Origin of the sequence: Mesorhizobium sp. ES1-1 (assembly GCF_020164785.1) — a bacterium.
Classification (GTDB): domain Bacteria; phylum Pseudomonadota; class Alphaproteobacteria; order Rhizobiales; family Rhizobiaceae; genus Mesorhizobium.
On sequence record NZ_JAIUGX010000004.1, the window covers coordinates 149241 to 171646 of the forward strand.

Here is a 22406-nt window from a genome sequence, read left to right on the forward strand (position 1 = left end):
CGGACAGCTACAGGTCGCGCTTTTTCGACTGATGCAGAAGGATGGCCGCCTCTGTGCGGTTGCGAGCCTTGAGCTTGGTCATGACTTGCGTCATGTGATGTTTGACGGTCTTCTCCTGCAGACCAAGCTTGATCGCGACCTCCTTGTTGCTCAGCCCCTCGGCCACGATGTTGAGCACTTCGGCCTCGCGCTCCGACAATTGGCTGACAAGGTCGGTTTTTCCCTTGTTTTGATGCATCAGGTCCGTGAGCAGTCTCGCGGACAGTGTAGGCGATACGTAGCGCTCCCCGGCTGCGACGCCCCGCAGGATTTCGGCGAGGGTGTTGGCCCCGACACCTTTGACCACATAGCCGCGCACGCCGATTGCCAGCGCCCGCGCCACGTCCGCATCGACTTCCGATGCGGTCAAGACGACGATTTTCTGGGACGGGGCCTTTGCCAGAATCCTCGCGGCGGCTTCAAGCCCGCCGCCGGGCATGCTGATGTCGAGAAGGACGATGTCTTGCTCACCGCTGGCCGCGTGCGCCTCTGCTTCGGCTGCAGTGGCGCCTTGGCCTACAATGAGGAAACCGCCGACCTCGGCGATGCTCCGGGAGACTCCTTCACGAAAAAGCGGATGGTCATCGAAGATGGCAATACGGACCGGACCGCTCATTGTCCTAACTCTCCAAAGGAAGGGCGATCGTCAAGGCCGTCCCCGCTGCGCTCGAAACCGTCTCAAAATGGCCTCCAATGCTTTCAATGCGTTCCCGAAGCCCAGCCAGTCCGAGCCCTTCGCGCGTCACGACCTTGAAGCCCGGCCCGTGATCGGTGACTTGCACCATTAATCTGCCGTCCTTGATCATGGCTTTCAGTGTTTGATCCTTTCCCTTGCCGTGACGCCAGGCATTGTTCAGCCCTTCCTGGGCAAAGCGATAAATGCTGATTTTTTCAGATGTTCCGAGTTCCGGCAGATCAGGGGCAAGCTCGAGTTCGACGTCGGATGATGTTCTGCGTTCGTGCTCCGAGGCCGCCAGCTTCAATATCTCGGCGACCCCCGACGTTTCGATCTGAGGCAAGACCAGGCCGTGGCAAATGGCGCGAATCTCGTGCAACGCATCGCCCAACGTATGATGAATGTTGGCGATTTCGGCCTGTCGCTCCGACGGGGGCGTGTCGGGGGCACACAGAAGCGGGCTGTCCAGTCGCAAAGCCGCTAAGGCGACGAGCTGGGCCGGACCATCGTGCAAATCCGCGCCAATGCGACGAAGATAGCGTTCGTTGAGGGCGGTGGCCCGGCCGGCGGCGCGCTGGACACGCTGCCGGAGCGCGGAATTCTGCGCCAGCAACTCCTGCAATTCGCGTAGCCGGCCCTCAAGGGAGGAGCGCTGGCTGACTATCGTGCGGCTTCCTTGCAGGACAATCGCGAACAACATGGCGAGCGCCGTGACAGTGGCTCCGGCCACGACGAGCGAGCTCCACCACAAGGCGGACGCCAGCGTCGCCCGCAAGTCGTCGGCGACTTCGTAGAATTCGGAGACCGCAACGACTTCGCCGGACCAAGGTTCGCGAACCGGACTGTAGATTTCGAGCAAGGGCGACTTGGCGTCCCTTTGCTCTTCCTGCTCGGCGGGGTCCAGATTGTCGTATTCGGCTGCGACACTGCCGCCGAAGGCAGCAATCAGGTTCTTGCTCGGCGTGAGCACCTTGCCGATCAGGGCACTGTCCGTCGCGTAGAGGATTTTGCCGTCTCGCCGCCAAAGTTTGAAAGAAGCCAATCTTTTGCCGAGCGCACCCTGGTCCAGGGTCTCGTCCAGGGCTTGCTTCACACCATCGGTCAGCTCGTTGCCGGTGCGCATGTCCGGCAAAAGAGGTGCGATCACGCTGTCGACGTACAGAGCGGTTGTACCGGCGGCATTCTTGATGACGCCTTCTCGAATTTGCCATGTCACCCAAAGGCCGACGACTAGCATCAAGACGACCAGGCCGAAGCCGCCAACAATCAGGAACTGCAGAGCTAGCGACAATTGCGCCCAGCGGCGCGAAAGTTCGGCCACGACCAGAGCAACGCGTGATCGCTTCTCACCTCTCGAAGCTGCCAATATGGTGTGGCTTCCTTGGTCGACCACCAGATCCGTCGCAAGAGGCGGCCGATTCATCTGGACCAAAACCGATGTGGACAGTTATGCGCCTTCATCGTGCTCCAGCAACCCTCGCAGCCAGGCCAATAAAGGTTTGACATGATGCGCCTAACGCGCGAGCCCGGCAACGGTTCCAGGCGCGACTGCCGCTGGGGGCAGGGGCGAGGAAGAAACGAACCAGAACTGGTTCGAAGAGCCCTTCGGAATCAAGCGGCCGGAAACAGTCTCCAGCGTCCGGGACGGAATGCCACCCGGCTTTTCTGTGCGGCCGGATGGCCAACCGGAAGCTCGATCTCAACGCGCTGGCGCTGGCCGCCTATTTCGAGCTCCACACGTCTCGTGCCGGCGACGCGGCGGCTGGCAACGACCGTACCGGCGATGCAGCCGCTGCAGCCATCGAGAAGTTCCACATCATGCGGGCGGAAAAAGAGCGTGGCGTCGCCAGGGGGAGCATGGGGCGCAGACAGTCCGATTGGGCGGTCGGCCAGCCAGATTTCGCCATTCTCGACCTTCACCGGCAGCGAGCTCGACTCGCCGATGAAGCCGTATACGAAGGGCGAGTTAGGCGTGTCGTAAATGTCGTCGGCAGTGCCGACCTGTTCGATGCGGCCCTGGCTCATCACCACAACGCGGTCCGCAAGCTCCAGCGCCTCCTCCTGGTCGTGGGTGACGAAGACGGTGGTGTGGCCGGTGCGGTCATGGATCTCGCGCAGCCAGCGGCGCAGTTCGCGCCGCACCTGCGCGTCGAGCGCTCCAAAGGGTTCGTCGAGTAGCAGCACCTTGGGTTCGATCGCCATGGCGCGCGCCAGCGCCACGCGCTGGCGCTGGCCGCCCGAAAGTTGCGCGGGATAGCGTTTTTCGAGGCCTGACAGCTGCACGAGGTCGAGCAGTTCGGACGCGCGGCGGCGAATTTCCTGAGCCGGCGGGCGCGTCGCTCCATGCCGGACTTTCAACCCGAAACCGATATTGTCAGCCACCGTCATGTGGCGAAACAGGGCATAATGCTGGAAGACGAAGCCGACATTGCGCTCCTGGATGGATCTGTGGGAGGCGTCTTCGTCGCCGAAAAAGATCTTGCCGCGGGTCGGCCGCTCCAGTCCGGCGATGAGCCTGAGCAAAGTCGTCTTGCCGGAACCCGAAGGGCCAAGCAACGCGATCAGCTCGCCCGACTTGATGTCGAGCGACACGTCGTGCAGGGCCGGAAACCGGTCAAACTCCTTGCGCACGTTGGCAACGCGAACTTCCATCGGCAGAACCTTCTAATGCCCGCGCGATGCGGCGATCTCGGCGCCGTAGCGCATCTCGAGAAGTGTTTTCAAGACCAGCGTGACGAGTGCCAGGCCAGCCAGCAATGAGGCGACGGCAAAGGCGCCGACGGCGTTGTACTCGTTATAGAGGATTTCGACATGCAGCGGCATGGTGTTGGTCAGGCCGCGTATATGGCCGGAGACAACGGACACGGCACCGAATTCGCCCATGGCCCGTGCGTTGCACAGGAGAACGCCGTAGAGCAGTCCCCATTTGACGTTGGGCAGCGTCACATACCAGAAGGTCTGCCAGCCATTGGCGCCGAGCGAAAGCGCCGCCTCCTCGTCGCCATTGCCCTGTTCCTGCATCAGCGGGATCAGTTCGCGCGCGACGAAGGGGAAGGTGACGAAGACGGTGGCGAGCACGATGCCGGGCACCGCGAACAAGATCTGGATGCCATTCGCCTTCAGCCAGCCGCCGAGCAGGCCCTGCGCGCCGAAGAGAAGCACGTAGACAAGTCCCGATATCACGGGAGAGACCGAGAAGGGCAGATCGATCAGCGTGGTCAGGAACGCCTTCCCCTTGAATTCGAACTTGGCGATCGCCCAGGCCGCCGAAATGCCGAAGACGACGTTGAGCGGCACGGAGATGGCCGCGACCAGCAGCGTCAACCGGATCGCCGAGCGAGTGTCGGAATCACTCAGCGCCTGCGTATAGGCGTCCAGGCCTTTTGCGAGGGCTTCATGAAAGACGATGATCAGCGGCAGCAGCAGGAAGATGCCGAGGAAGCCGAAGGCGATGGCCATCAGGACAGCCTGCGCGGGCCGGCTTTCGGTGACCGCTGCCGAACGGCTCTCATGATCTGGTGCCCAGGATTTGATCTCGGGGTCAGCCATAGCGCTTGCGGCTCCATGACTGTGCAAGATTGATGATGAGCAGCATAACGAACGACAAAAGCAACATGATCGCCGCGATCGCGGTCGCCGCCGGGTAGTTGTATTCCTCAAGCCGGATAACGATCAAAAGCGGTGCGATCTCGGATTTGTAGGGAAGATTGCCGGCGATGAAGATGACCGATCCGTATTCGCCGACGCCGCGCGCGAAGGCAAGCGCGAAGCCGGTGGTGATGGCCGGCGCCAGCCCCGGAAACAGTATGCGGGTGATGATCTGGAAGCGGCTGGCGCCCAGCGTGGCAGCTGCTTCCTCGACCTCGCGATCGATCTCTTCCATGATCGGCTGCACGGTGCGCACAACGAAGGGCAGGCCGATGAAGATCAGCGCGATGACGATGCCGAGCGGCGTGTAGGCGACCTTGATGCCGAGCGGCATCAGCAATTTGCCGATCCATCCGTTCGGCGCGTAGAGCGTGGTGAGCGCGATGCCCGCCACCGCCGTCGGCAGGGCAAAGGGAAGATCGACCATCGCGTCGACCACGCGCCGGCCGGGAAAGCGGTAACGCACCAGTACCCAGGCGACAAGAGTGCCGAAGACGACGTTGACGGCGGCCGCCACGAAAGCGGTGCCGAAGCTGATTTCAAGCGCGTTGACGGTGCGGCGATCGGTGACGATCGACCAGAATTCGGGCCAGCCAAGGGCGGCCGAGCGCCAGACCAGTCCCGACAGAGGAATGAGGATTATCAGGGTGAGGTAGGCAAGCGAGAAGCCGAGCGTCAATCCGAAACCCGGAATGACACTCGGCTGCCTGAACCGCCACCCCGCTGGCGCGGGTGCTGTGGTCATATCGTCCTGATCTGTTTAGCTCACTGGGCCGGCTTGTAGATCTGGTCGAATATACCACCGTCGCCGAAATGGTAAGGCTGTGCTTTCTTCCAGCCACCAAAAAGCGGATCGTCGATCGAGATCAGCTTGATGTCGGGCGTCTTCGGCATATCCGCCGGCGCCACGAGCTCGGGCTTGGCCGGTCGGTAGTGGTTCTTGGCGATGATCGTCTGGGCCTCCTTGGAATAGAGCCAGCCGAGATAGGCTTCCGCCACCTTGCGCGTGCCCTTGGCATCGACATTGGCATCGACAACAGCCACCGGCGGCTCGGCCAGGATCGAAGTCGGCGGATAGACGATGTCGAAATTGTCGGCGCCGAACTCGTCGAGCGCGAGATACGCGTCGTTTTCCCAGCCGATGAGCACGTCGCCAATACCCTTTTGCGCGAACGTCACCGTCGAGCCGCGCGCCCCGGTGTCGAGCACGGGCGCATTGGCGTAGAGCTTGCCGACGAATTCCTTGTTCTTGGCTTCGTCGCCGCCGTCATTTGCATTGGCGTAGGCCCAGGCCGCCAGGTAGTTCCAGCGCGCGCCGCCGGAGGTCTTTGGGTTCGGCGTGATCACCTGGACGCCGTCCTTGACGAGGTCGCTCCAGTCATGGATGCCCTTCGGGTTCCCCTTGCGAACCAGGAAGATGATCGTCGATGTGTAAGGTGCTGAATTATTTTCGAATTTCTTGCGCCAGTCAGGATTGATCTTCTTCGACTTGGAGACGATGGCGTTGATGTCGCCTTCGAGTGCCAGCGTCACGACATCGGCGTCGAGCCCATCGATCACGGCGCGCGCCTGGGCGCCCGATCCGCCATGCGACTGCTGAACGGTAACAGTCTCGCCGGTCTCCGCCTTCCAGTGCGCGACGAACGCCTCGTCATAGGCCTTGTAGAGTTCGCGCGTCGGATCATAGGACACGTTGAGGATGGTGGTGTCGGCAAACGCGAAACCGAGCGTACCAAACTGGACAGACGTTGCGACCAGCGCGCCCAGCAGTTTCTTGAAATGAGGTTGCATTCCCGCCTCCATTAATATGAAGCGAACTCTATCGAATTAATAGAATTTAGATGCAACGAATGTTGCATCTTTCACCCGACTGAAGAAAATGTTCAGCGAAAAATCGCCAATCCGAGAAATTTTTTCCTCAACCCGGCGCGCCGGTTGGCCGCCGGCCCCGCCAGGGGTTGACGACCCTCGCTCCCAGGCGGACGTCGGCTTCGCCTACTCGACGAACACTTTCACGCTGGCCGCGCGCCCGGCAGCGTCGATGACGGTCAGCGTCGAATAGCCGGCGCCGTCCGGCATCCAGGTCGCGGTGCGGCGGCGGTCGATACCGGTCAGCGGCTTGCCGTTGGCCAGCCAGCGGAACGGCGCGCGGCCGCCTTGCAGCTTCAGCACCAGCGGCGATGCGTCGGCCGAATTGGTGGCGAGGTCGACGCGGGCGCCGTTGGGCGGAAAGATGATGGTGGGCGCGGGTTCGGTCGGCGCCGCCTGGACGAGGCCGTCGGCGCCCGCACCGAACCGGGCGAGCGTCACCGGCAAATCCTCGCGTTTGGGGGTGAACATGCCGGGTGGCTTGCCGGGCAGGGGGACGGCGGCCAAGCCCGATCGTGCGAAACCCTCGAACAGAACAGGGGCGGCCGAGACATAGCCGGAGAGACCGGGAACAGCGCCGGCATCGGGGCGGCCGACCCAGACGCCCAGCACGTAGCGTCCGTCGAAGCCGACCGACCAGGCGTCCCGATAGCCGTAGGAGGTACCGGTCTTGTAGGCGATGCCGCGCTGCAACGCGCCTTCGGGCGGTTTGACGCCCGACAATATGTCTGTGATCTGCCAGTTGGCCTGGCCATCGAGGATCGTGGTGCTCGCGCGCTCGGCGCCGGCCGGCTCGGTGCCGTCATGCAGCGCCTGCGTTTTGCCGCCATTGGCGAGCCCTGTGTAGAGCTGGACAAGATCGCGCAGCGTGATGCCCACGCCGCCAAGCCCGATGGCGAGGCCGGGCGCTTCGTTGACCGGCAGCACTGGGTTCACGCCGGCCTGACGGAAACGCGCCATCAGCCGGGCGGGCCCGACCGCGTCGAGGACGCGGATGGCAGGCACGTTGAGCGACAATTGCAGCGCCTGGCGGACGCTGACATCACCTTGGTAGCCCATGTCGAAATTCTTCGGGCGATAGCCGGAGAAGTCGACCGGGCTGTCCTCGATCAGCATTTCCTGCGCCACCAGCCCCTGCTCGAAGGCAAGGCCATAGATGAACGGCTTCAGCGTCGAGCCGGGCGAGCGGACGATTTTTGTCATGTCGATCCAGCCGGAGCGGCTGGCGTCGAAGAAATTGGCAGAGCCGACTTCCCCCAGAATGTCGCCGGTGCGGGAATCGGCCAGCACCATGGCGACCGAGAGGCGGGGCCCGAGCCTGGTGGCGGCATCGCGCGCCACCTGCTCCAGCCCTACCTGGACGCTCTTGCGGATCGTCAGTCGCAGCGGCTCGCCGGGCACGGCCCTGGGCAGCATCGCATAGGCAGCGTGAGCCGCCAGCGCCGGCAGGGTGCGACGCAGGCCGGAGACGTCATCCAGCGCGGCGCGGGCCGCCTCGCGTTCGCCAAGCAGGCCCGAAGACACCATGCGAGCCAACACCCGGTCCCGGGCGGCATGGGCAATCCCGAGATTGCGATCGGGCCGGCGCCTTTCCGGCAATTGGGGGAGGGCAACGAGCAGGGCGGCTTCGGAAACGGTAAGCCGCGCCGGTTCCTTGCCGAAATAGGCGAGCGTGGCGGCGCGGACGCCCTCCAGATTGCCGCCATAGGGCGCCAGCGTCAAATAGCGTTCGAGGATCTCGCGCTTAGATAGCCGCCGCTCGATCTGGATGGCGCGCAGCATCTGCTTGAGCTTGGAGCCGAGGCTGCGGCTCTCGCGTGGCTCGATCAGGCGGGCAAGCTGCATCGACAGCGTCGATCCGCCGGACACGATATGGCCGCTGGTGGCGAACTGGCCGGCGGCGCGCCCCAGCGCCAGGAGGTCGACGCCTTCATGGTCCCAGAAGCGCTTGTCCTCATAGGTGACGAGCATGTCGACGAATTGCTTGTCGACCTGGTCTAGCCGGGTTTTCAACCGCCAGTACCCGTCCGGCGTGGCGAAGGCGCGCAGCAGCTGGCCGTCGCGGTCCTGGATTTCGGTGGAGACCGTGAGTTCGGCTGGAAGGGGAGGTGGGAAGGCGCGGTCGAGCTCCCACAGGGAGGCGGCCGCGATTGCCGTAAACGAAACGAGGGAAAGGCCGGCAATAGCCGCCCGGCGAAGGACTCTTCTTGAAAGCATGGCGCCGCCCCTCACCCTTACCCTCTCCCCGTGAAGAACGGGGAGAGGGGGATGCCAATGTTGGAGCTCGACCCTTCTCCCCGTTTTCCACGGGGAGAAGGTGCCGGCAGGCGGATGAGGGGCAGCGCCATCGTCCTGTCCATCGTCATCATAGCCCCTTACGGCGCCTTGATCTCCATCATGCCGGTGGAGGTGCGGGCCGAGTATTGCGGCCGGTACATGTCCTCCACCGTTGCTGCCGGGTGGGCGTAGGTGCCGGGCGTCACGGCGCGCACGACATAGGCAAGCGTCAGATTGTGGTCGTGGTCGCCGTCGGCTGGGTTGAAAGCCGCCACGAAACGGTCGTTGCGGAATTCGAGGTGCGCGGCATCAGTCTGTGCCAGCCAGGAGAAGTTCGTCAGCTGGGCGCTGGAGACCAGGCCCGGATTGTCGATCTCGAAGCCGGCGGGCAATAGGTCCGTGATCAGCAGGCGTGACGGCCAGCTGTTCTGCTCGTTGACCTTGAGCACGACGACATAGCGCTCGTTCTGGGTTGCCTCCGTCACATTGGCTTCGGTGCCGTCGAGCTTGTAGTATGTGCGCTCGATGGTGAAGCCGTCGCCGCCGGCCGGCGAAGGCTCTACCGGCGCTGCCACTGTGGTGACCAAGGCCTGCAGCGGCGTCTTGCCGGTGTTGGCGATTTCCAGCGGGCTGTCGGCGAGCGCGCCGCCATCGACCTGGTTGGAATAGCCGCCCGAATGCGTCGCGCCATTGACAGTCAGCGTGATCGCATCATTGCCTTCCTTCAGCGCGCGCGCCGCCATCAGCATCCAGGCTTCGTCCTGTGTGCTGGTCCACCTGGCCTCGGCGCGTTCCCTTGTGACCAGCTTGATCAGTTCAGGAACGATCGTCGGCACCGGCTTTGACTCAGCCGCCAGGGCCAGCATCGCCGCGCCGTCACGCAGCGGCGAGCCATAGTCGGAACGATAGTAGTCGTACTCCGTCGCCGATTTGGCGAGCCGGAGAGCGGCCTCGAACGTCGCCTGCGATCGCTGGGTGTCGCCGTAGAGCGCCAGGCTCGCCGCCAGTTGAGCAACGGCCATCGGGCTCGAGAAGGCTTCCAACTGAGTATCGGCATAATAGCGCAGATCGCCGATCGAGGCCTTCTTGTTGCGGGCCAGGACGTAGAGCGCGTAGGCGATCTCGCTGCCGCGATCCTGCACACTCTGGTCGTAGCCAAGGGAGTTCTGCAGATTGTTCAGCGCCTGGTTCATGGCAAGGGTAGGCACGTCGTATTTCTGCTCGCGCGCCCGGGTCAGGAATTCGCTGACATAGGCATCGAGCCAAAGATCGCCGGACCCCGGGCCCCAGAGGCCGAAGCTGCCGGACGAGGACTGGTAGCTCAGCACCTTGTAGATAGCGTCCTGGACCCGGCCATGCAGGTCGGGATCGCTTTCCATGCCCATGCTGGAGGCCATGTCATTGACATAGAGCAGCGGCATGGCGCGGCTGGTGGTCTGTTCGGCGCAACCATAGGGGTAGCGGTCGAGCGTCATCAGCAGCGACGGAACGTCGAAGGCCGCTGCCTGGGAAACGCCGACGCTGACGGAGGCGCCGTCGAGCAGGCTTGCCGCCAGCAACTCCTTGTCGACGCGCAGTGCACCGCCATTCGGTTTGAGGTCGACCACGAGACGGGTGGTCACCGGCAATTGCGCCGGGCGTACCGGCACGTAAAGCGTCTGCTCGACCGTGGTGCCGTCGGCATGGGCAAGCGTGATGGTGAGCGAGGCATCGCCCGCCACGGCCGCAACCAGAGGCACGGTCAGCGTTTGGCGCTTGCCTGGGGCGAGCGTGAGCTTCGCGGGCAATGGCTTGTCGCCGGTCGACAGGTCACCCGTGGTCTCGATCGACAGCGCGTAGTCGCCGGCGGGGCCGTCGGTGTCGGCAACGTCAAGGCGCATGACGGCGTTGTCGCCGGGTGCGAGGAAACGCGGCAAGCCGGCGGTGATCACCACCGGATCGCGAACGATGACATCGGACTGGGCATGGCCGACCGCTTCCTTGGTCCAGGCGACAGCCATGACGCGCACGGTGCCGTTGAACTGCGGGATGTCGAAGTCGATCCTCGCCTTGCCGTCGGCATCAAGCTCGACCGGACCGGAGAAGAAGGCGACCAGTTTTTCGGTCGGCGGGCTGCCTTGCGCCTGCATGTTGGAGCCGTCACCACCGGTCCTGATCTTGCCGGTATTGCCTAGCGAACCATCGATCAGACGTCCGTAGAGGTCACGGATCTCCATGCCGAGCATGCGCTGGCCAAAGAACCAGTTCTCGGGATCCGGCGCCTTGTAGTTGGTAAGGTTGAGGATGCCGACATCGACAGCGGCGACCATGACATAGGCGTTGGTCCCGGGCTGCACGCCGGCCACGGAAACCGGGATCGACAGCTGCTGGCGCGGCATCGTCTTGTCCGGCGGCGTCAATGTAACCGCGAGCTTCTTCGAACCGGGATCGACGTTGAGCCATTTCACGCCGATGGCACGGGCCGGCATGCGCGATTCCTGCGCATCGCCGGGCCTGAACAGGGTTGCCGTGACATAGGCGCCGGCGCCCCAGTCTTCGCCGACCGGAATGTCGACGGTGCCGCCGCCTGCCGGCACGGTGGCCGTGACGGTCTTCAGCAGCTTGTCGGACCCGATATTGATCAGGAGTTCACCGGCAAAGTGCGGCGAGACCTTCAGCTTGGCCACTTCGCCCGCAGCGTAACTGTCCTTGTCGAGGGCGATTTCCAGGCCATCGGGCGTTTCGGTGGTGGTCGAGGAGACGTACCAGCCAGCATCGAACTCATAGCTGGTCGCCGGTCCCTCGGGGTCCGATGTTTCGACCTCGAGCCGGTACTGGCCCCAATCGACAGGCACGGAAACGGTCGCGTCGCCGTCGGCGCCAAGGTCGACCTGACCGTTGGCGATGGACTTGGTAAAGGTGACCGGCTCGTAGTTCCAGGAACTGTTCGACCGGTACCATTGGTAATTGCGTTCGACCTTGACCAGCGACCAGCGCGCGCCCTTCAGGGCCTCGCGCTTGCCTTCGGGATCGACGGCGATCAGGCTGAACTTGGCCGTGCCGCCCTGCGGTACCTCATTGTCGGCAAAGTCCGGCCGGATGCCGATCATGTGGCCTTGCGGGCGGATGCCGATCTCGAGCGAGCGCTCGATGGCGCGTCCGCCTGTTTCACGCATGCGCACCGTTACCTTGGCGTCGACCAGCTTGGTGGTCGCGGGCAGTTGCTCGACCGAGACCGGGAAGGTCACCTTGCCGTCGTCCCCCACCACCGGCAGATCGGCGAGGGGAGTTACCGTGGGTTCGGCCGACTGTTCGTCGGCAAGACCGAACGAAAAACCCTGGAAGCGATCCCAGTCACGCGAGGTCGAGAGCGTCAATTCGCCTTCCAGCGCCAGGCCTGCCGCCGGCGCGCCATAAAGGAAGCGGCCGTCAATGCTGATATTCGCGGTTTCGCCCTGCGCGATCTCCTTCTTGTCGGCGGTCATGTCGAATTCGATGCGATCCGGCACGAAATCCTCGACCAGGAACATCTGGGTGGCGACCGCCGGCTGCTTGGGATCGGTGTAGATCGACACCGACCAGGTGCCGCGCATGGCGTTAGGCTCTAGCGGCAGGTCGACGGCATGGCCGCCGGCGGATGCGCCGTCGCTGACGATGCGGCGGTCCTCGACGCCGTCTGGGCGAGAGAAGATGAAGGTCAGCGGCAGGTTCTCGACCGCCTTGGCTGCGCCGTCGCGGGCAAGTGCCGCGACATGGACATCCTCCCCGGCGCGGTAGATGCCGCGTTCGGTCCAGGCATAGACGTCCAGCGCGCCCGGTGCCGCGCGCCCGGTGACACCACGGTCCGACAGGTCGAAGCCCGCGCGGCCCATGTCGAGGAAGACGAAATCGTCGTCGCCCTGCTTGGCCATCAGCACGGCCGGCACCATGCCGCCGTCGCCGCGCGTCAGGCCGGGATTGAAGACGGCGTGGCCTTCGGCGTCCGATACGGCGGTGCCCAGAACCTCATTGTTGCGGGCCACCAGCGTCAACTCCGCGTCGGCGATCGGCTTCGCGCTACCCAGCGAGCGGGCGAAGACATTGAGCCCGTCCTGGCCGGCATAGGTCGACAACCCGATGTCGGAAACGACAAACCACTGGGTCGCCAGCGAACTGTAGTCATCGCCCTTGCCGTCAACGGCCTCGGCCGTGAGCACATAGACGCCGGGCTTGCGCCTGGGCAGCGCTTCGTCCACCGGGAAGGAAGTGGTGACCTCCTTGTTGAGATCGTTGGCAATGTCGAGCTGACCCTGCCAGACCGGCGCGCCCATCTGCTCGGAAATATTCGAAATGTCGTAGCTGTCGAGCTGGTGCAGGAATTGGTAGCCCGATAGGAGCTGTGCCAGCGAACGATCGCCGATGCGATAGAGCTTCATTTGCGCGGCGTTCATATTGACGGTGACGACGGGAATGCCGCGGCGCGCGCCCGCCGGCAGGACGAAACTATCACCCGTGAAGCGGGCCGAAGGAGCGCGGTCCTGCACATAGATCGACAGCACCACGGGCGCAGCAGTGACTTCGCCGATGGCCGCCGGCAAGCCTGCGCGGAAGGTGACGTCATAGTGCTGGCCGTGTTCGAGGCCCTCGACGCAGATCTGCTTGTCCTTGGCCTCGACGCCCTTCGGCGCCGCGTTGTCGACTGTGACGAATTGCGCGTAGTCGACGCCGGTCTTGACCAGGTCCTCGGAAAGCTGAGCACAGATACGCGGCGCGCTGGTGTCGGCATCGACAGTGTGGTCGATGACGCGGAAGCCTTTGCGCGCCTTGAGATCGGCATAGTCTGCCTGGACGGCGGGAGACGCCTCCAGGGCAAGGCTGGCTTCATAGGCCTGCAGGGCAGGACGGTAGAGGTCGCGCTTGTCCAGGCCCTTGCCGAGCAGCGCCAGCACTTCCGCTCGCGCCCTGGCGGTACGCGCCAGCTTGTAGGCATTGAAGGCGGCAGAAGTGCCGTTTGCCGGTAAAGTGGAAGCTTCCGAAGTGTTGGCGGCGGGCTCGACGGCAAGTGTTTCGCGCGCCAAATCAAGCCAGAGCCGGCCGTCGTCGGGCAGGACCGAGACGGCGGCTTCATATTTCAGCATGGCGGAACGGTGGTCGCCGGCGAGCACGGCCTGTGCGGCGGCGCTGGTCAGGCCAGCAATGCCTTCAGTCGGCTTTTCATAGGCCGGGCCGAGCAGCTTGTTGCGATATTGCTGTGCCTGGTCCGCCATCCAGCCGGGGAAGAAGGCGAGTTCCGGCGGCGCGCCGATGTCGGGATCGCCGTCGATGGTGACGATCTTGCCGGCCACCGCGCCATTGAACGTCTTCAACTGGTTGTAGTCTGACTTGAGGAAGCACCATTTCGCCTTCTTGTTGTAGGTGAAGGCGCGGCAGGCAGGATCGCCCAGGCAGGTCGTCTTGCACTGGTCGAGCGTGACATTCTGTTCGGACCGAAGGTCAAAGCCGAAATAGTCGGAATTTTCGGTCGTTGCGATTCGCCGCGCTTCGGCCGCTTGCGCGACGGAGCCCCAGGCGAAGAGAAAAAGCATCAAAATCGACAGGCCACGAGCCGCGCGCATTGTCATTCCACCCTCCAGACAGTGCAGACGTCCCGGAATGATCAAGCTTCAATCAAGCTTGTCAACACAGGACACGGCGGTTCCGCCCGCCAACGGTTTCCTTTCCGGCGCAACGCCGGTAGTACGTCCATAGGAAAAGGATCACGCATTCTTGCGAAGACGCAAAAGGTGTGAATTCCAAGCCCGTCCTATTTCAGACAATTGGATTGTGGCCCCTTTACGAGCGCTTCAAAACTTCATTCCAATTTTAGTTTTGTATCCTAGGTTGTGATTAATGTCGGCGCATGAAGAGCAGATGTCAGGGGGCACGGCGCCACGGCGCCGGCTTCCGCGCGCCCTGCTTCTGGCTGCGGTCTGCGCGGCCGCGCTGGCTGGTGAATCAAGACCGGCGGCAGCCTTCGAGCTTTTCGGCTTCAAGCTTTGGGGCTCGTCCAGCGACGAAGACGCCGACATTGTCGATCCGTTGCGCTACGCCGTCACCATCAATGCGCCCGACGCCGACAAGAACCTCGTCAAGAAGCTTTCCAACGCATCATCCCTGGAGAGCGATGTCGACCATCCGGTGGCCGGTTCGCTGGGGCTGATGGCCAAGGCGCGGAGTGATCGCGAACAGCTTGTCGCTGCGCTCTACGCCGACGCACGCTATGAGGGTGTCGTCACCATCACCATTGACGGCAAGCCGCTCGACGAGCTTCCGCCCGATGCGGAATTCAAGGGTCCGCAGCCAATTCCGGTGGTGGTCGAGATTGTCGCTGGCCCGAAATTCACCCTTGGCACCATCAGGCTTGCGGGTGACGCTGCGGGACTGCTGAGCGCCGATTACGGCCTCATCGCCGGCGGCGATGCCGGCTCGGGAGCCGTGCTGAAGGCTGAAGCGCTGATCGTCAGGACACTGAAGCAGGAAGGCAGGCCGCTGGCCAAGGTGACGGACCGACAGATCGTCGCGGACCATGCCACCTCGACGCTCAACGTGACGCTTACGGTGGCGGCCGGCCCGGTCGCCGGCTATGGCGCGACGACGGTGGAAGGCACGGACAAGGTCGATCGCGACTTCACTGAATACATGACCGGCCTCAAACGCGGCCGGCAATATTCACCCGACGAGGTCAGCGATGCGCGCGACCGGCTGCTGGCGCTGGAGGTCTTCAACAGCGTGACCCTCAAGGAGGCCGACAAGTTCGACGCCGACGGCAACATTCCGATCGGCGTCCAGGTCAGCGAACGCAAGCCCCGGTATTTCGGTCTTGGCGGAACCTTGTCCAACACCGAGGGACTTGGGCTGGAAGGTTATTGGGGCCACCGCAACCTCTTCGGCCACGCCGAAAAGCTGCGCATCGAGGGCGCCATCAGCGGCATTGGCAGCAATGATCTGGGCGAACTCAACTACAATGCCGGGATCATGTTCGAGAAGCCGGGCGTGGTCGGGCCGGCGTCGAAGTTCTTCGCCGGCGTCAAGACGGTGCTCGAGCATCCCGATGCCTATGACCATTTCTCGGTCAAGGGCAACACGGGCCTGTCCTACGAACTCGACAAGAAGCAGACCGTCTCAGCCGAGGTTGCGCTCGATTATTCGCGGGTTACCGATGCCTTCGGCAAGCACAAATACCTCATCGCCAGCATCCCGCTGCAATATGTGTACGACAACAGGGACAACCGGCTGAACCCCACCGGCGGCTTCAGGCTGCTGGCTTACGCCGAGCCGAGCTACGACATTTTGAGCGGTGCGGCCTTCCTCAAGTTGAGGGGCGAGGGATCGGCCTATCAGTCGGTGGATTCGGCGTCGCGCTTCGTCTTGGCGGAACGGGTCGCCGTCGGCTCGATCGTCGGCACCAGCCTCGAACACGTGCCGGCCGACCGGCGCTTCTATTCGGGCGGCGGCGGCTCGGTGCGGGGCTACGCCTATCAGGGCATCGGCCCCAAGGATTTCAACGGCCAGCCGATCGGCGGACTCTCCTTCTTCGAAACCTCGGTGGAGATGCGCATCGCCATCACCGATACGATCGGCATCGTGCCGTTCGTCGATGCCGGCTCGGTCTCGACGAAATCGGTGCCGAACTTCTCCGACGTCAAGGTCGGCGCCGGCGTCGGACTGCGCTACGTGACACCGTTCGGACCGCTGCGGATCGATGCCGCGGTGCCGCTTAACCGGGACCCCGGCGATCCGACCTTCGGCATCTATGCCGGCATTGGGCAGGCGTTCTGAGCGATGAAGACGGTCTGGCGCATTCTCCGCATTGTCCTCTACACGCTGCTCATCGTGGTTGCCGGGTCGATCGGCGCCCTGGTGGTGCTGACCAAGACCGAGCGCGGACGCGACAATCTCGCCGGCATCATTTCGCGGGTGGCCTCAAGCGACGACAGCAAGATCACCGTCAGCGGCATCGATGGCGTCTGGTCGGGCAATCTCAGCGTCGACCATGTGGTTCTCGAGGACCGCGAGGGCGCCTGGCTGGTGGCGCGCAAGGTGGCAATCGACTGGTCGCCTCTGGCGTTGCTATCCAAACGCTTCAGCGCCGACCGCATCGCCGCTGAACGGATAGAGCTGGCGCGGCTGCCGGTGGCCTCGACCCGTCAGCAGGCCCAGGGCAGCACCACGACCCTGCCGGTTTCGGTCGATATCAAGCAGTTCGACCTGCCCGAAATCGCACTCGGCCAGGACCTTGCCGGCAGCGGCATTGCCGAACTCGCCGCCAAGGGAATGCTCAAGGCTGATGCCGCGCCGCTGGCCGTCGAGACGACGCTCAACGTTACCCGTCACGACGGCAAGCAAGGCAAGGTCGACGCCAAGATCCACTTCGCACCGGCCGATAACAGGCTCGACCTCGACCTCAAGGCATCGGAGCCGGCGGGCGGAATCATCGCCAATCTGCTTCAATTGCCCGATGCGCCGCCGGTTGACATCACCGTATCGGGCACCGGCTCGCTCGCCAATTGGAATGGTATCGGCACCTTCAGCGTCGATGGCAAGATCGTCACCCAATTGACCGGCCGCCACCAACTCACCGACAAGGGCAACCATGTGGAGGCCAAAGGCGATGGCGATTTCGCGCGCTTCCTGCCGGAGAATTTGAAGCCGCTGTTCGCCGGCAAGACCACTTTCGATGTCGCGGGCGTCGCGACAGCCGCAGGCGGTATCAGCGTCGAGCGGGCCAATATCGACAGCGACGCGGTGCACGGCACTGCAAAGGGCATCGTCGATCCGGCGGGTGCCAGCGATCTGTCCGTCGAACTCGCCACCAAGGGGCCGCCCGTGGTGATCAGCGTCGGCAGCAAGGCGCAGCCGATCACGCTCGCCATCAAGAACGCGACCGCCCGTGCCTTCGGTGACGGCAGGGCGCCGGCCGTCGACATCGGCGCCTCCTTCGTCTCTATCGTGGCCGGCGGAACGCGGCTGGACGATCTGGTGGCTCAGGTGCATTCCGATGGCTTCGACATCCAGAACCGCGCCGGGCCGGTGACCGTCAAGCTGGAAGCCGGCGGGCTGAACACGGACGTGGCAACGTTGGCTCCGCTGGTCACCGGCAAGGTCGATGTCGATCTCGCCGGTTCGATCAGCAAGGACGCCATTGCCATCGACCAGGGCACGTTGCGGTCGGACGCGCTGAACGCCTCGCTGACGGCGACGGTCGCGCTCGCCGATCTGTCGATGCAGCTCAAGATGAACGCCGATGCGGTGTCCACCGCGCTGCCGCCGCAGATCGCGTCCGTGCTCGGCGCGCGGGTGAAATTCTCGGCGTCGGCGACGCGCGATCCGCAGGGGTCCTTCGCCGCCAACGAGATCGAATTCACATCGGGTACGCTGAGCGCCAGCGGTACGGCAAGCGCGCAAGGCACCGACATCCAGGCCGATATCAAGGGCACGCTGGGCGACGTTTCGGTCCTGTCGCCGACGGTCGGTGTGCCTGTCGCCGGCGGCGTCGATTTCGCCCTTTCGGCCAGCGGCGCCAGGAGTGCGCCCGATTTCACGGTGTCCGCCGACAGCGACAGCCTGACCGCCTCCGGCCGCACGGTGAAGAGCATCAAGCTGAACGCGAGCGGCAAGGCGGATATCGCCAACCCCGCCGCTACCATCGCCCTGACCGGTCTGGTGGACGAGCAGGCACTCGACGTCAAGGCGGAGCTGGTGACGAGCGAGGGCAAGCGTTCGATCAAAGGATTCCTGGTTTCGCTGGGCGACAATAAGGTTTCGGGCGATTTGGCTCTGGACGACAAATTCCTGCCGCTGGGCACGCTGACGCTTGCCGCGCCTGCCGTCGACCAGCTCGCGGCACTTGCCGGGCAAGCGGTGACGGGAGACATTAATGGCACCATTAATTTCGGCAAAGAGGGCGACGCCCCGTCCGTCGCGATCGATGCGCAAAGCACGGCGATCGCGCGCGGCGACGTCACGGCCAAAGCTATCACCGTCAACGCGCTGATCTCAAACTATCTGAAGGCGCCGGCGTTTGCGGGTTCGATCAAGGCGGACAACGTCACTTCGGGCAGCACGCAGATCGGCGCCATTGCCGTCGACCTCAAGCGCGACGGCGACTGGACCAATTTTACCGGCGGAGCGACGATAGCGGGCATTCCGGCCACCGCAGCCGGCCAGCTCAAGATCGCAGACGGCGTCACCAGCGTTGAGGTCGTTTCGGGCGAAGCCACGATCCGCGGCATCAAGGCGGCCATCGCTCAGCCCTCGACGCTGAGCATCGCCAACGGCACGACCAGCATCGAAAAACTGGCGCTCGATGTCGGAGGCGGCTCCGTGACGGTGTCTGGAACCGCGGGCGAGACGCTCGACCTGGCAGCGGAATTTTCTGCCCTGCCGGCCGCGCTTGCCAATGATTTTTCGCCGGGGCTCAATGCCGTGGGCACGCTTAGCGGCACGGCGCGGGTGAGCGGCCAGGCGGCCGCGCCAGATGTCCGGTTCAACGCGCAACTGGGAGGCGTCGAGACCAGCCAGACGCGCCAGGCCGCGCTGGGTCCGCTGGCAGTCGACGCGGCCGGCAGCTACACAATGGCCGGCGGCGTCGCTCTCGACCACGCGACGCTGAGCGGCGACAAGATTTCGGGCAAGGCCGCCGGCACCATAAACCCGAACGGCTCCAGCGACTTCACGCTCGACCTCGCATCCGCCGGGCCAAGCCTGCCGCTGACGCTTGGCAGCGCGGAAAGCCCGATAAAGCTCGAACTGCAGACCCTTTCGGTAAAGGCGGCCGGGCAGGGCGCTCGGCCGCGCCTCGACATTTCGGCGACGCTGCCCTCCGTCGCCACCAAACCTGCCAAGGTTGAAGGCATGACGCTTGCCCTGCATTCCGAAGCGTTCGATCTCAAGGCTCGGACCGGGCCGATCTCGGCAACGGTTTCGGCGGACAGGATCGGCCTTGACAATGCGACGATCGCGCCGCTGATCGCCGGCAAGGTTAGAGCCAAGGTCGACGGGACCCTTGCCGCCGACGCGATCACCATCGACAGCGGCTCGGTGACGAGCGATGCGCTGAACAGCGTCTTCACCGGCCGGGTCTCCCTGGCGGACGGCGCGATCGACCTCAACCTGAAAGCCGACGCGGCATCGGCGGCGCTGCCGTCGGCCGCTCGTGGAGTGCTTGCCGAACGCACCCAACTCAGCGCGACACTCAAGCGCGATGACGCAGGCAATGTGAACGTCGACGGGTTGAAACTGTCGTCGGGTGCATTGAGCGCGCAGGGGCAGGCGAGCCTCGCCGACAACAAGGTGGCAGCAGGCATCACGGGTTCGCTCACCGATATCTCCCTGTTGTCGAAAGACGCCAAGGGCGCCATCGCCTTCGACTTGAACGCTCAAGGCCCGGCGACCGCGCCGGACCTGTCTCTGACCGTGAGCAGCGACCGGCTCCTGGTCGCAGCGCGCGAGATCACCGGGCTGAAGCTGACGGCCACCGGCAAGGCCGATGCCGCCAATCCGGCAGCAAATGTGCAGCTCACCGGCAATGTCGCCGGCCAGCCCTTGCAGGGCAGCGCGGTGCTGGCGACGGCAAACGGCAAGAGCGCCATCAACGGCCTGCTGCTGTCGCTCGGCAAGAACAGGATTTCAGGCGATCTGGCGCTGGATGAAAAGTTCGTTCCTGAGGGCACGGTCTCGCTCGACCTGCCGGATATCGGACCGCTCGCCGCGCTGGCTCTGGAAAAGGCGGAAGGCGATGTCCGCGGCACGATCGCATTCACGAAAAATGCCACGGGACCGCAGGTTGCGATCAAGGCCACCACGGCCTCGATCTCGCGCGGAGACCTGCAGGCAAAGGCTGTCTCCATCGATGCGCTGATCGCCAATTATCTGGCCGCGCCGGTGATCTCCGGGAAGATACGTGCCGACACCGTCACCTCGGGCGGCACGGTCATCAACGGCATCGATGTCGACCTGAAACGCGACGGCGATTGGACCGGCTTTTCCGGCGGCGCGACGGTCAAGGGCATCCCCGCCAAGGCGGCCGGCCGCGTGAAAGTGGTGAACGGCACGACGACCATCGAACTCGTTTCCGGCCAGGCGACGGTCCAGGGCATCAAGGCCGCCATCGCCCAGGCCTCGACCGTGACGATCGCCAATGGCTCGACGACGCTCGAGAGGCTGGTGCTCAACCTCGGCGGCGGCACGGCGACGGTGACCGGCAAGATCGGTACAACTCTCGACATCAATGCGACCCTGGCGCGGGTGCCGATGTCGCTCGCCAACAGTTTCTCGCCCGGTCTCGACGCGGCCGGCTCGATCTCGGGCACGGCAAAGGTGACCGGCACGCCGGCCAGTCCATCCGTCGCTTTCAAACTCGACGCGTCAGGCGTGCAGACCTCGCAGACCAGGGGCGCCGGCATCAGCGCGGTAAGCGTCTCGTCCTCCGGATCGTTTGCCGGCAACAAGTTGACATTCGACGCCACTGTCAGCGGCGGTGGTGGGCTGGGACTGAAGGGCGGAGGCACGGTGACAACTTCGGGCACACCGGCGCTCGCGCTCGACTTCAACGGCTCCGTGCCTTTCGGCATCCTTGCGCAGAAGCTCGCCGCACAAGGCCTGTCGCTGGCTGGAACGGCCAAGGTCAATGTTCAGGTGCGCGGCCCAGCGACATCGCCGGTCATCGGCGGCAGCGTCAGCACCGCCGGGGCGCGTCTTGTCGACGCGCGTTCCGGCCTCGCGGTCAACGACCTCGCGGCCGACATATCGATTGGCGGCGGCGTCGCCAGGATCAACCGGCTCACCGGAACGCTGTCGACGCGCGGCAGCCTGTCGGCCAGCGGCACGGTGGGCATCGATCCGGCACAGGGGTTTCCGGCCAATCTGTCGATCAAGCTGGTTGACGGCCGCTACACGGACGGCAGGGTGGTTACCGCAAATCTCGGCGGCGACCTGACGATCAAGGGCCCGCTCGTCTCTGCGCCGGTCATCGCCGGAACCGTCAATCTCGCCAAGACCGTGATCACGGTTCCTGACAAATTGCCGGGCTCGCTGGCTGCGCTCGACGTCAAGCACAAGAATGCGCCGAGCGCCGTCAGGGCCCAGGACAAGGCGCTCCGTCCGGCGACGAGCAGCGGGGGAAAGGGTGGCAGTGGCCTCGTCCTCGACGTCACCGTCAATGCGCCGAACCAGATCTTCATCCAGGGCAGGGGCGTCGACGCTGAACTGGGCGGGTCGCTGCGGCTGACCGGTCCGGCCTCGTCGCCGCAGGCGGTCGGCACCTTTACGCTGCAGCGCGGGCGGCTGTCGATCCTGGGCAAGCGGTTGACCTTCTCCGAAGGAACGGTCGGCTTCTCCGGGTCGCTGGTGCCCTACCTCAATTTGACGGCGACCACGACGACGGGCAGCACCACCGTCACCATCGTGGTGTCGGGCGAGGCCAACAACCCCAAATTCAACTTCTCCTCGGTGCCGGCGCTGCCCGAGGACGAGGTCCTGGCCCAGCTTATCTTCGGGCGCTCCATGTCGAACCTGTCGCCTCTGCAGATCGCCCAACTTGCCGAGGCGGCCGGCCAATTGGCCGGGGTGGGCGGCTCGACCTCGCTGTTGGAAAACCTGCGCAGCGCGATCGGCGTCGATGATCTCGACGTCACTACCGATGACCAGGGCGGTACATCCGTCTCGGCCGGCAAGTATCTGAACGACCGCACCTATGTGACGATCCAGAAGGGCGACAAGCCGGGCTCCGGCAAGGCGACGATCGACCTGAATGTCGGGCGCGGCGTCAAATTGCGCGGCGAGGCCAATGATGGTGGCGAGGCCAAGGGCGGCATCTTCTACGAGAAGGAATATTGACGGCCTGGCCCTCATCATGGCCGGAACTGGGACTGTCGTTATCCCTGCCAATATTCCAGTTTGG

10 protein-coding genes are annotated in these 22406 nt (G+C 64.2%); 2 read left to right on the plus strand and 8 right to left on the minus strand.

The features are described 5' to 3' along the window. Positions 1-7 precede the first annotated feature (7 nt). The 8 genes from LB513_RS08580 to LB513_RS08615 form a co-directional block, all read right to left on the minus strand. Entirely contained in the window at positions 8-655 is a 648-nt protein-coding gene (locus tag LB513_RS08580) for a LuxR C-terminal-related transcriptional regulator (protein ID WP_224663045.1), read from the minus strand. 4 nt (positions 656-659) lie between these two features. Next, positions 660-2081, minus strand: coding sequence for a sensor histidine kinase (locus LB513_RS08585; protein ID WP_224663046.1), 1422 nt, complete (start codon positions 2079-2081; stop codon positions 660-662). A gap of 245 nt (positions 2082-2326) precedes the next feature. Then, on the minus strand, positions 2327-3367 hold the full coding sequence (locus LB513_RS08590; RefSeq protein ID WP_224663047.1) for a sulfate/molybdate ABC transporter ATP-binding protein: 1041 nt from the start codon (positions 3365-3367) through the stop codon (positions 2327-2329). Positions 3368-3379: 12 nt separating this feature from the next. Further along, the gene (gene cysW, locus LB513_RS08595; protein WP_224663048.1) at positions 3380-4264 is read right to left on the minus strand and encodes a sulfate ABC transporter permease subunit CysW; all 885 of its coding nucleotides are present in this window, start codon (positions 4262-4264) and stop codon (positions 3380-3382) included. Further along, positions 4257-5108, minus strand: coding sequence for a sulfate ABC transporter permease subunit CysT (gene cysT, locus LB513_RS08600; RefSeq protein WP_224663049.1), 852 nt, complete (start codon positions 5106-5108; stop codon positions 4257-4259). The genes cysW and cysT overlap by 8 nt, the downstream gene beginning before the upstream one ends. A 20-nt stretch (positions 5109-5128) precedes the next feature. Beyond that, positions 5129-6154 carry a sulfate ABC transporter substrate-binding protein gene (locus LB513_RS08605; protein ID WP_224663050.1) on the minus strand — a complete coding sequence of 342 codons (1026 nt, stop codon included), beginning with the start codon at positions 6152-6154 and terminating at the stop codon, positions 5129-5131. Between the two features lie 204 nt (positions 6155-6358). Next, complete coding sequence (gene pbpC, locus LB513_RS08610; protein WP_224663051.1) at positions 6359-8449, minus strand: penicillin-binding protein 1C; 2091 nt, start codon at positions 8447-8449, stop codon at positions 6359-6361. A 158-nt stretch (positions 8450-8607) separates the two neighbouring features. Further along, entirely contained in the window at positions 8608-14088 is a 5481-nt protein-coding gene (locus LB513_RS08615) for an alpha-2-macroglobulin family protein (protein WP_224663052.1), read from the minus strand. A 268-nt stretch (positions 14089-14356) separates the two neighbouring features. Between LB513_RS08615 and LB513_RS08620 the strand changes: the two genes are divergently transcribed. After that, on the plus strand, positions 14357-16285 hold the full coding sequence (locus LB513_RS08620) for an autotransporter assembly complex protein TamA (protein ID WP_224663053.1): 1929 nt from the start codon (positions 14357-14359) through the stop codon (positions 16283-16285). 3 nt (positions 16286-16288) lie between these two features. Then, positions 16289-22342: a translocation/assembly module TamB domain-containing protein gene (locus tag LB513_RS08625; protein ID WP_224663054.1), complete on the plus strand. Its 6054-nt coding sequence runs from the start codon at positions 16289-16291 to the stop codon at positions 22340-22342. Positions 22343-22406 lie beyond the last annotated feature (64 nt).

Coding starts and splice junctions, on each gene's coding strand:
- LB513_RS08580 (WP_224663045.1), bottom strand. CDS start 655: ATGAGCGGTCCGGTCCGTATTGCCATCTTCGATGACCATCCGCTTTTT.
- LB513_RS08590 (WP_224663047.1), bottom strand. CDS start 3,367: ATGGAAGTTCGCGTTGCCAACGTGCGCAAGGAGTTTGACCGGTTTCCG.
- cysW (WP_224663048.1), bottom strand. CDS start 4,264: ATGGCTGACCCCGAGATCAAATCCTGGGCACCAGATCATGAGAGCCGT.
- cysT (WP_224663049.1), bottom strand. CDS start 5,108: ATGACCACAGCACCCGCGCCAGCGGGGTGGCGGTTCAGGCAGCCGAGT.
- LB513_RS08605 (WP_224663050.1), bottom strand. CDS start 6,154: ATGCAACCTCATTTCAAGAAACTGCTGGGCGCGCTGGTCGCAACGTCT.
- pbpC (WP_224663051.1), bottom strand. CDS start 8,449: ATGCTTTCAAGAAGAGTCCTTCGCCGGGCGGCTATTGCCGGCCTTTCC.
- LB513_RS08615 (WP_224663052.1), bottom strand. CDS start 14,088: ATGACAATGCGCGCGGCTCGTGGCCTGTCGATTTTGATGCTTTTTCTC.
- LB513_RS08620 (WP_224663053.1), top strand. CDS start 14,357: ATGTCGGCGCATGAAGAGCAGATGTCAGGGGGCACGGCGCCACGGCGC.
- LB513_RS08625 (WP_224663054.1), top strand. CDS start 16,289: ATGAAGACGGTCTGGCGCATTCTCCGCATTGTCCTCTACACGCTGCTC.